The organism is Pseudomonas sp. 31 R 17 (assembly GCF_900004915.1).
Classification (GTDB): Bacteria; Pseudomonadota; Gammaproteobacteria; order Pseudomonadales; family Pseudomonadaceae; genus Aquipseudomonas; species Aquipseudomonas orientalis_A.
Window position 1 is genome coordinate 185,449 of record NZ_CVTN01000062.1, and the last position, 10,560, is coordinate 196,008.

Sequence of the window (10,560 nt, forward strand, 5' to 3'; positions counted from 1 at the left end):
AAGCTCGCTCCTACAGGAGAGCGTCGCGTTCCTCAGAACAGTTTCAAGGGTTCTTCGTTGAGGGCCGACAGCTGCTCACGCAACGCCAGCACCTGGTCACCCCAATAGCGCTCGCTGCCAAACCACGGGAAGCTGTGGGGAAAGGCCGGATCGTCCCAGCGCCGCGCCAGCCAGGCGCTGTAGTGCATCAGGCGCAGGGCGCGCAAGGGTTCGATCAGGGCCAGTTCCCGGGGGTCGAAGTCGTGGAACTCCTGATAGCCATCCATCAACTCCGACAGTTGGCCCAGGCATTCCTGGCGATCCCCGGCGAGCATCATCCACAGGTCTTGTACCGCAGGGCCCATGCGGCAGTCATCCAGGTCGACGATGTGGAACATCTCGTCGCGGCACATCATGTTGCCCGGGTGGCAGTCGCCGTGCATGCGGATGTTCTTGTGCGGGGTGGCCTTGTAGACCTCTTCCACACGTTTGAGCAGGTCGCGCGCCACGGACTCGTAGGCCGGTAGCAGGCTCTTGGGAATGAAGTTGCCTTCGAGCAGGGTGGTCAGGGAATCGTGACCGAAGTTCTTCACGCCGAGGGCTTCGCGGTGTTCGAACGGGCGGGTGGACCCCACCGCGTGCAAGCGACCGAGCAATTGCCCGAGGCGGTACAACTGGTCGAGGTTGCCCGGCTCCGGCGCGCGGCCGCCACGGCGTGGAAACAGGGTGAAGCGGAAACCCTGGTGCTCGAACAGGCTTGCGCCGTTGTGGATCAGCGGGGCGACCACCGGCACGTCGCACTCAGCCAGTTCGAAGGTGAAGCGGTGTTCTTCCAGGATCGCTTCGTTGGTCCAGCGCTGGGGCCGGTAGAACTTGGCGATCAGCGGTTCGGAATCTTCGATGCCCACCTGATACACGCGGTTTTCGTAGCTGTTGAGCGCCAAAATGCGCGCATCGCTGAGAAAACCGATGCTTTCGACGGCGTCGAGGACCAGGTCAGGGGTGAGTGTTTCAAACGGGTGGGCCATGCGAACTCCTGCGCGCAGCAGGTCGCCGCGTCCGGCCGGGTATGGTAACGCACCGGGGCTGAGATAGGTGGTGGCTGTGCTATTGCTATCGGGGGCAAGCCCCCTCCCACACTTGAATATATTCACAAGTTAAATGTGGGAGGGGGCTTGCCCCCGATGAGCATAGGTATTTACACAACTCCGTAGCACCCACCGTAACCACGATGCGAAGCGAGCCGCTCTTGATCTGCTTTTGATCTCAGGCGCCCCGTTAAACCACGCTGGCCGAACGCAGGCTTGAATCCGTGGGTAACCCGGCAGGACGCCGGGTTAGCCGCCCCGCGCCATGGATGGCGCGTGGCGGCGGCCCACGGATTCAAGCCGGAGAGAGGGCACACCGAGCCTAAGCGAGGTGCCGAGTGGTGGGGCAAGAGCGTTTTGCTTACTTTTGCGCTTTTCAAAAGTGAGCCGCTGTAAAAGCGGAACCATTAGCAGCCGTTACCGCAGAAACGGATATGTACTCGGTCCAATCCAACACCCTGGTCGGCCCCGAGGCCGCCATCGGGGGCAAGCCCCCTCCCACATTTGGATCTGTGGGGTATCAGTAAGATAGTCACAGGCTGCCTGACCCAACGAGGAGCAAGCTCCCTTGCCACAAGTTCGGTGTCACGCCAAAGTTGTGTAGATACCTATGCCACGATGAGGCCCTGTCAGGCGCCGACAACCCCACCATCATCGCGCCGAATCGCCAGCACCGACGAACGCGGCTTGCCGTTCGGCAGATGCTCCGGCCACGTCGAGCCGCCGGTTTCGCCAGGGTGCTGAATACCCACAAACAGCGTTTTCTGATCCGGCGAAAAGCTGATCCCGGTGACTTCACACGCCACCGGCCCGACCATGAAGCGACGAATCTCCCCGGTGCCCGGGTCGGCGCACAGCATCTGGTTGTTGCCCATGCCGGCGAAGTCGCCCGCGTTGCTGTAGTCGCCGTCGGTGAGAATCCACAGGCGCCCGGCCGTGTCGAAACCCAGGCCATCCGGGCTGTTGAACATGTTCTGCGGGTTGATGTTGGACGAGCCGCCCTTCGGCGAGCCCGCGTGTACGCCGGGGTTGCCGGCGACGACGAACAGGTCCCAGGTGAAGTCCGTGGCTCCGTGGTTATCGGCGTCGGCTTTCCAGCGCAGGATCTGGCCGTAGACGTTCTTCTCGCGCGGGTTGGGCCCGCCCACCGGCTGGCCGTCTTCGCCGCGCTTGGCGTTGTTGGTGAGGGTGCAGTAGACCTGGCCGTCCATGGGGCTGACCACGATCCATTCCGGGCGGTCCATGCGCGTGGCTTTCACCACGCTGGCGGCCAGGCGCGCATGGATCAGCACTTCGGCCTGGCTGGCAAAGCCTGTACCGGCATCGATACCGTTTTTGCCGTGGGTAAGCTCGACCCATTGGCCCTTGCCCTTGGGATGATCGGCATCGCCATTGCCCGCGTCGAAGATCGCCACGTACAAGGTGCCGTGATCGAGCAAGTCCTTGTTGGCTTTCGGGTTGTCGTGGTTGATCGGATCGCGGCTGACGAACTTGTAGATGAATTCGCCGCGCTCGTCATCGCCCATGTACACCACCGCGCGTCCGTCGCGGGTCTCGGCCAGGGCCGCGTTTTCGTGCTTGAAACGGCCCAGGGCGGTGCGCTTGACCGGGGTGGATTGCGGGTCGAACGGGTCGATTTCTACCACCCAGCCGTGGCGATTGAGTTCGTTGGGGTTCTTGGCCATGTCGAAGCGCGGGTCGTGGGGGTGCCAGTTGATGTCCTTGCTGGCGGCGACCGCGCCGTAGCGTTTTTGCCCGGCGTCGAAGGCCTGCTGTGGGTTGCTGCTGCCGAAACAGTCGGTGAAGTTCTCTTCGCAGGTGAGATAAGTGCCCCATGGGGTCTTGCCGTTGGCGCAGTTCTGGAAGGTGCCCAGGGCGTGCTTGCCGGTGTTATCGGCGCTGGTTTTCAGCCAGTCGTGGCCGGCGGCGGGGCCGCTCAGGCGGATTGGCGTGTTGCCGTGGATGCGCCGGTTGTAGCGTGAATCCTGGACGAACTGCCAGGTATCGCCCTTGCGCTGAATTTCGATCACCGACACGCCTTCGCTGGCCAGGGCCTTGCGCACGTCTTCGGCCGATTGCGGTGCGCCGCCGTGGGCGTAGAGGTAGCGGTAGTTGGTGTATTCGTTGTTGATCGCCATCAAGGCGCGGTTGTCGTCGCCGGGGAAGGGAAACAGGCTCATGCCGTCATTGTTGTCGCCGAACTGCTGTTCCTGGGCCTTGGCCGTGCCGTTGCCGGAGGGGTCGAAGGCCGGCGCCTGGGTGCTCAAGGGCTGGCCCCAACTGATCAGCACCGAGGCGCTGTAGCCGGGCGGCAGGGTGATGGTGTCACTGGTGGCGGCGGCGATGCCGGTAAAGCCCAGCAACGGGCTGGCGGACGCGGCGTTCACGGCCAGGGCGCTGCGGCTGAGCAGGTTGCCACCCAGGAACATCGCCGCGCCGCACAGGGCGCCGGCGCCGATAAAGCGGCGACGGGTAAGGCCGACCATCTGTTCGAGGTCAGTGGCTTGGTTTTCTTCCAGCAGGCTCATGTCAGGCTCCTTACGGTTTTTGCACACACCTTAAGGAGCGGGCGTGACGAAATTGTTGCAGTTTGATGGCGGGTGCTCGCTACACCGGCGTGCCGAGCAATACCTGGCCGGGGGCGAATTGCACCTGGATCGGCTGGCCGGGCGCGGCGTCGAGTGCGCTCAGTGCGGCGGGCTGCGCCAGGGCACACAGCACCTGACCGCTGGGCAGGCCGATTCGGACTTCGCTGGGGCCGTCTTCAGCGTCGAGAATCGTCTCGATGACACCGCTCAGGCAATTGTGTCCAAGTGTTGCGGTTTGCCCGATCGCCAACAATTCCAGCCAGCCGGCCTTGATCAGGGCCACCACTTCCACGCCGGGCTCCAGCTCCAGCCGTTGCGTGCTGTCGTGCGTGATGTGTGCATCCAGGTACAGGCCACCCGCCAGTTCCAGGCGCACCTTGTCATTACGCCCATGGCGCTCGATGGCGCTGACTCGGCCATGCAGCTGATTGCGCGCACTGGTGCGCAGCATCAGGCGGCCCAGCAAATTGAAGTCGCGGGCCGCTTCGTCGGTGGCGAGCACCTCGGCTTGCAAGGCTTGCAGGCGCTGATAAAGGCGCAGCACGCGCTCACCTTCGCTTGTCAGCCTGGCGCCGCCACCGCCTTTGCCGCCGACGCTGCGCTCCACCAACGGCGTTTGCGCCAGGTTGTTCAGTTCATCGATGGCGTCCCATGTGGCTTTGTAGCTCAACCCGGCACTTTTGGCGGCGCGGGTGATGGACCCCTGTTCGGCGATATGCGCCAGCAACGCGATGCGCTGAGGGCGGCGGATGATGTGCTGGCTGAGCGGCGAGGGCAGGGACATGGGGATACGCCTGGCTGGAATGAGCGGACGTTGCCGCCCGGCGGCCCGGGAGTCAAGTCATGTGCCGGGTTTGGGCGTGCGGGCCAGGCAATACACATCGACCTGACGCGCACCGGCCTTCATCAACAAGCGCGCCAGGCTATGGGCGGTGGCACCGGTGGTCAGCACGTCGTCCACCAGCGCAAGGTGCCGGCCCTGCACCCAGGCGCCGGGTGCCAGGGCGAAGGCATTGAGCAGGTTGCGTTTGCGTGTTTTGGCGTCGAGGTCTTGTTGCGCGATGGTTTCCTGGGGGCGTAGCAACAGGTGCTCATCGCAGGGGATGTCCAGATCGGCACTGAGCCAGCGCGCCAGCATCACGGCCTGGTTATAGCCACGCTGGCGCAGACGCTTGGGGGGCATCGGTACCGGTAGCAGGCAATCGGGGCGGGTGAGTTCGGCATTTTCGAACCGATGTTGCAGCAGCCGCCCGAGCAAGCGTCCCAGCAGATGCCCCAACGGCCAGCGCGCCTGATGCTTGAACCGGCTGATCAGGCTGTCCACCGGGAAGCTGTAGGTCCAGGGCGCAATCACTTGTTGATACGCAGGCGGATGTTTCTGGCATTGGCCGCACACCAAGCCGTCCATGGGCAAGGGCAGGGCGCAGACTTCACAGCGCTCCATCAGCCACGGCAGTTCGGTTTCGCAGGCGTTGCACACACAATCGTCGCTTTCAGCGCGCTCATCGCAGATCAAACAGGTTTGTACGCTTTTTAACCAGATGTAAACCTGGTGTTTGTGGCTTGGTTGACAGTGCATGAATCTTCCTTAAATATGCCGAGCATCCGTGTCGTACCTGTGGGTATTGCCCTTCCCGCAGCGTTAGCCAAAGCATAATCAAGGAATCGCCCATGAGCGCCAGCACCTCTGCCACCCTGCGTCACGATTGGTCTTTGGCCGAAGTCAAAGCCCTGTTCGTGCAGCCGTTCAATGACCTGTTGTTCCAGGCGCAGACCGTGCACCGCGCGCATTTCGACGCCAACCGGGTGCAGGTCTCCACCCTGCTGTCGATCAAAACCGGCGCCTGCCCGGAAGATTGCAAATATTGTCCGCAGTCGGGTCACTACAACACCGGCCTGGAAAAAGAAAAGCTGATGGAGGTGCAGAAAGTCCTCGAAGAGGCTGCCCGCGCCAAGGCCATCGGTTCGACACGTTTCTGCATGGGCGCCGCCTGGAAACATCCATCGGCCAAAGACATGCCCTACGTGCTGGAGATGGTCAAGGGCGTGAAGGCCATGGGCCTGGAAACCTGCATGACCCTCGGCCGTCTCGATCAGGACCAGACCGCCGCATTGGCCCAGGCCGGCCTCGACTACTACAACCACAACCTCGATACCTCGCCGGAATTCTACGGTTCGATCATCACCACGCGTACCTACAGCGAACGCCTGCAGACCCTGGCCTATGTGCGTGAATCGGGGATGAAGATCTGCTCCGGCGGTATTCTCGGCATGGGCGAGTCCCTCGATGACCGCGCCAACCTGCTGATCCAGCTGGCCAACCTGCCGGAGCATCCGGAGTCGGTGCCGATCAACATGCTGGTCAAGGTGGCCGGTACTCCATTGGAAAACGCCAAGGACATCGACCCTTTCGACTTTATCCGCATGCTGGCGGTGGCGCGCATCCTGATGCCGCAATCCCATGTGCGCCTGTCGGCCGGCCGTGAGGCAATGAACGAGCAGATGCAGGCCCTGGCGTTCTTTGCCGGCGCCAACTCGATTTTCTACGGCGACAAGCTGCTGACCACCGCCAACCCGCAGGCGGACAAGGACATGCAACTGTTCTCGCGCCTCGGGATTCTGCCGGAGGCGCGTGAAGAGCATGCCGACGAAGTGCATCAGGCGGCCATTGAACAGGCGTTGGTGGAGCAGAAGAGCAGCGAGCAGTTCTATAACGCCGCCGTTTAACCCAAATGCATTCCAAATGTGGGAGGGGGCTTGCCCCCGATGACGGTAGGTCAGCCAGCACCTGTGTTGACTGAGATACAGCCATCGGGGGCAAGCCCCCTCCCACCTTTTGAACCGCGCACACCCTGCTGAATCGAGGCCTGCATGTCTTTCGATCTCGCCGCGCGCCTCGCTGCCCGCCGTGCCGAACACCTTTACCGTCAACGCCCCTTGCTGGAGAGCCCCCAGGGCCCGGAAGTGGTAGTGGACGGCAAGCCGCTGCTCGCGTTTTGCAACAATGACTACCTTGGCCTGGCCAACCATCCGCAGGTGATAGAAGCCTGGCGCGCCGGTGCGTCCCGCTGGGGCGTGGGCGGTGGCGCGTCGCACCTGGTGGTGGGGCATGCCACGCCGCACCATGAGCTGGAAGAAGCCTTGGCCGACCTGACCGGGCGCCCGCGTGCGTTGCTGTTTACCACCGGCTACATGGCCAACCTCGGCGCGGTCACCGCCTTGGTGGGGCAGGGCGATACCGTGCTGGAAGATCGTCTCAACCACGCGTCGTTGCTGGATGCCGGTTTGTTGTCCGGCGCACGGTTTACCCGTTACCTGCATAACGACGCTGCCAGCCTGGCCAAGCGCCTGGAGAAAGCCACCGGTAACGCACTGGTGGTGACCGATGGCGTATTCAGCATGGATGGCAACCTCGCCGATCTGCCGGCACTGGCCCGCGAAGCCAGGGCCAGGGGCGCCTGGTTGATGGTGGACGACGCCCACGGCTTCGGCCCGCTGGGGGCCAATGGCGCAGGGATCGTCGAGCATTTTGGCTTGAGCCAGGAGGACGTGCCGGTGTTGGTCGGCACCCTCGGTAAAGCCTTCGGCACCGCCGGTGCCTTTGTGGCGGGCAGTGAAGAGCTGATCGAAAGCCTGATTCAATTCGCCCGGCCGTACATCTACACCACCAGCCAGCCGCCGGCGCTGGCCTGCGCCACCCTCAAAAGCCTGGAGCTGCTGCGCACCGAGCATTGGCGCCGCGAGCACCTCAACGGGTTGATCCGCCAGTTCCGCCAGGGCGCCGAGCAGATCGGCCTGGCGTTGATGGACAGTTTTACGCCGATCCAACCGATCCTGATGGGCGACAGCGCGCGAGCCTTGCGCCTGTCGCAGATGCTGCGCGAGCGCGGGCTGATGGTGACGGCGATCCGCCCCCCCACCGTGCCCGCCGGCAGCGCCCGTTTGCGCGTGACATTGACGGCGGCCCACAGCGCAGCCCAGGTGCAGCTATTGTTAAACGCATTGGAAGCGTGTTTCCGGTTGTTAAACACCACGGAGCCCGAGCATGCGTGATCGACTGATATTGCTGCCCGGCTGGGGCCTGGGTGTGTCGCCGCTGGAACCGTTGGCCGCGGCGTTGCACGGCTTGAATGAACACTTGCACGTGCAGATCGAACCGTTGCCGGCCCTGGACTCCAGCGACCTGAGTGAATGGCTCGACGAGTTGGATGCCACGCTGCCGGACAATGCCTGGCTCGGTGGCTGGTCCCTGGGCGGCATGCTCGCCTCGGAGCTGGCGGCACGCCGCGCGGAGCGTTGCTGCGGATTGCTCACCCTGGCGAGCAATCCGTGTTTTGTCGCCCATGACGGTTGGCCGCAGGCCATGCCTGCCGAAACATTCGACGCGTTCCTCGCCGGCTGCCACGCCGATTCCCAGGTTACCCTCAAGCGCTTTGGCCTGTTGTGCGCCAAGGGCGCGGCCGACCCGCGCGGGCTCTCGCGTTTGCTGGTCAGTGGCGCACCGAATACCTCGCCCAGCGTGTTGATGCCCGGCCTGGAATTGCTTGCCCAATTGGACACCCGCGCCGCCTTGCAGGCGTTTCGCGGGCCGCAACTGCACCTGTTTGCCGGTCAGGATGGGCTGGTGCCCGCCGAAGCTGCCGGTGACTTGCTGGCGCTGCTGCCCGATGTGGAAATCGGCCTGATTGAACAGGCCGGTCACGCTTTTCTTCTGGAGGACCCCCATGGTGTAGCGGGGGCCATCCAGGCTTTTTTGCATGAGTGCGTCGATGACTGATCTATCCCATCCCCACTTGCCGGGCGCCTTGCCCGACAAGCGCCAGGTGGCCGCTTCGTTCTCCCGGGCTGCGGCCAGTTATGACAGCGTGGCCGAGCTGCAGCGGGCGGTGGGGCATGCCCTGCTCGCGCAATTACCGGCGGGGCTCGCGCCACAACGCTGGCTCGACCTGGGCTGCGGCACGGGCTATTTCAGCCGTGCACTGGGTGAGCGCCTGCCTGCCAGCCAGGGCATCGCGCTGGATATCGCCGAAGGCATGCTCAACCATGCGCGGCCTGCAGGCGGCGCGCAGCACTTCATCGCCGGCGATGCGGAACGCTTGCCGCTGAAGACTGGCAGCTTCGAACTGATGTTCTCCAGCCTGGCGGTGCAGTGGTGTGCGAACTTCGACGCAGTGCTCAATGAAGCCTTTCGCGTGCTGCAACCGGGCGGCGTGCTGGCCTTCGCCAGCCTGTGCGTGGGCACGCTGGATGAGCTGCGCGAGAGCTGGCGCGCGGCGGATGGCTGGGTTCACGTCAACCGTTTTCGCACCTTCGAGGCTTATCAGCAGCTGTGCGCCGCCAGTGGTTTTCGGGTGACCCGCCTGGAGCGGCGGCCCCATGTCCTGCATTACCCGGACGTGCGCAGCCTGACCCATGAGTTGAAAGCATTGGGCGCACACAACCTCAACCCAGGGCGCCCGGGAGGGTTGACGGGGCGCGCGCGGATTGCGGCGCTGGTGCAGGCCTACGAGCAGTTCCGTCAGGCCCAGGGCCTGCCGGCCACTTACCAGGTGGTGTATGCCGTATTGGAGAAACCGCTATGAACGCCGCTTATTTCATCACCGGCACCGACACCGATGTGGGCAAGACCACCATTGCCGCCGGCCTGCTGCATGCCGCGCGCCAGGCCGGTAAAACCACGGCGGCGGGAAAACCCGTGGCGTCGGGCTGCCAGGTCACGCCCAAGGGCTTGCGTAACGCCGATGCCCTGGCACTGCTTGCCGAATGTTCGTTGCCGTTGACCTATGCCGAGGTCAACCCGGTGGCGTTGGAACCGGCGATTGCGCCGCATCTGGCGGCACGTGAGGCGGGCGTTGCGCTGACGGTGCAATCCTTGCTCCAGCCGATGCGGCGGATTCTCGGACACAACGCGGACTTCACGTTGATCGAAGGCGCAGGGGGGTGGCGCGTGCCGCTGGCCGATCAAGCCAACCTGTCGGACCTGGCCATCGCCCTCAAGTTACCGGTGATCCTGGTGGTGGGTGTGCGTCTGGGGTGTATCAGCCATGCGCTGCTGACCGCCGAAGCGATCGCGCGCGATGGATTGCCGCTGGCCGGCTGGGTGGCCAATATCATCGACCCGAAGACCTCTCGTCTGGAAGAGAACCTCGCCACCCTGGCCGAGCGATTGCCGGCGCCCTGCCTTGGACGGGTGCCGAAACTCAAGCATGCCGGGGCAGCCGAGGTGGCCGCTTACCTGGAAATGGACCTGCTTGACTGATTTTGGCTATCGCTAAGGCAATGTGCCATTAGTGTTTTTAACGGGCCTTTCGCCAGAATGTCTGGTTCAATTGGCCTTCACGATTCTCTAAAGGCAGGCTTACGCCATGCAAATCTCTGGAAGCAGCGCGTTTTATTCGGGCCTGAGCACCATCCAGGCCGGGCAGAACCGTGTCGACCAGGCCGCTGGGAAGATCGCCAGCGCGTCGACGACCCAGCCATCGGCCGCGCAAAGCGACCGTCTGCAAGCCAACGATCGTGCTCAGGCGTCCAACTCGGCGAGCAATATGGTCGAAATGGCCCAGGGCAAGTTTCAAGTGGAGCTGGGCGCGAAAGTCGCCAAGGCTTCGGACGAAATGCTCGGTACGTTGATCGATACCTACGCCTGATTCCCCTGAGGTATGACATTTAAAATGTGGGAGGGGGCTTGCCCCCGATAGCCATAGGTATTTACACAACTCTGTACCGCTCAACCGTAATCACGATGCGAAGCGAGTCGCTCTTGATCTTGATCTGCTTTTGATCTTGATCTCAGGCGCCCCGTTAAACCACTCTGGCCGAACGCAGGCTTGAATCCGTGGGTAACCCGGCAGGACGCCGGGTTAGCCGCACTGGGCCATGGATGGCCCATTGCGGCGGCCCACGGA

The 10,560-nt window shown here is 63.4% G+C and carries 10 protein-coding genes; 6 read left to right on the top strand and 4 right to left on the bottom strand.

Annotated elements, in window-relative coordinates:
• Positions 1-32: 32 nt before the first annotated feature.
• The 4 genes from BFP89_RS10800 to BFP89_RS10815 form a co-directional block, all read right to left on the bottom strand.
• On the bottom strand, positions 33-1,007 hold the full coding sequence (locus BFP89_RS10800; protein ID WP_003176519.1) for a serine/threonine protein kinase: 975 nt from the start codon (positions 1,005-1,007) through the stop codon (positions 33-35).
• A gap of 689 nt (positions 1,008-1,696) precedes the next feature.
• Positions 1,697-3,595 (bottom strand): PhoX family protein, encoded by a 1,899-nt coding sequence (locus BFP89_RS10805; RefSeq protein WP_065885468.1) that lies wholly within the window; start codon positions 3,593-3,595, stop codon positions 1,697-1,699.
• A 79-nt stretch (positions 3,596-3,674) separates the two neighbouring features.
• Positions 3,675-4,439 (bottom strand): TOBE domain-containing protein, encoded by a 765-nt coding sequence (locus BFP89_RS10810; protein WP_065885469.1) that lies wholly within the window; start codon positions 4,437-4,439, stop codon positions 3,675-3,677.
• Between the two features lie 57 nt (positions 4,440-4,496).
• The gene (locus BFP89_RS10815) at positions 4,497-5,234 is read right to left on the bottom strand and encodes a ComF family protein (RefSeq protein WP_065885470.1); all 738 of its coding nucleotides are present in this window, start codon (positions 5,232-5,234) and stop codon (positions 4,497-4,499) included.
• Between the two features lie 92 nt (positions 5,235-5,326).
• Between BFP89_RS10815 and bioB the strand changes: the two genes are divergently transcribed.
• From bioB to BFP89_RS10845, 6 genes are all read left to right on the top strand, one after another.
• Positions 5,327-6,382 (top strand): biotin synthase BioB, encoded by a 1,056-nt coding sequence (gene bioB, locus BFP89_RS10820; protein WP_065885471.1) that lies wholly within the window; start codon positions 5,327-5,329, stop codon positions 6,380-6,382.
• A gap of 144 nt (positions 6,383-6,526) precedes the next feature.
• On the top strand, positions 6,527-7,708 hold the full coding sequence (bioF, locus tag BFP89_RS10825) for an 8-amino-7-oxononanoate synthase (RefSeq protein WP_065885472.1): 1,182 nt from the start codon (positions 6,527-6,529) through the stop codon (positions 7,706-7,708).
• The gene (locus tag BFP89_RS10830) at positions 7,701-8,432 is read left to right on the top strand and encodes an alpha/beta fold hydrolase (RefSeq protein ID WP_065885473.1); all 732 of its coding nucleotides are present in this window, start codon (positions 7,701-7,703) and stop codon (positions 8,430-8,432) included. The genes bioF and BFP89_RS10830 overlap by 8 nt, the downstream gene beginning before the upstream one ends.
• On the top strand, positions 8,425-9,237 hold the full coding sequence (gene bioC / locus BFP89_RS10835) for a malonyl-ACP O-methyltransferase BioC (protein ID WP_065885474.1): 813 nt from the start codon (positions 8,425-8,427) through the stop codon (positions 9,235-9,237). Before BFP89_RS10830 ends, bioC begins: the two co-directional genes overlap by 8 nt.
• Positions 9,234-9,914: a dethiobiotin synthase gene (gene bioD / locus BFP89_RS10840; protein WP_065885475.1), complete on the top strand. Its 681-nt coding sequence runs from the start codon at positions 9,234-9,236 to the stop codon at positions 9,912-9,914. The genes bioC and bioD overlap by 4 nt, the downstream gene beginning before the upstream one ends.
• 106 nt (positions 9,915-10,020) lie before the next feature.
• Positions 10,021-10,302 (top strand): pyrroloquinoline quinone biosynthesis protein PqqE, encoded by a 282-nt coding sequence (locus BFP89_RS10845; protein WP_065885476.1) that lies wholly within the window; start codon positions 10,021-10,023, stop codon positions 10,300-10,302.
• The last annotated feature ends 258 nt before the right edge of the window (positions 10,303-10,560 follow it).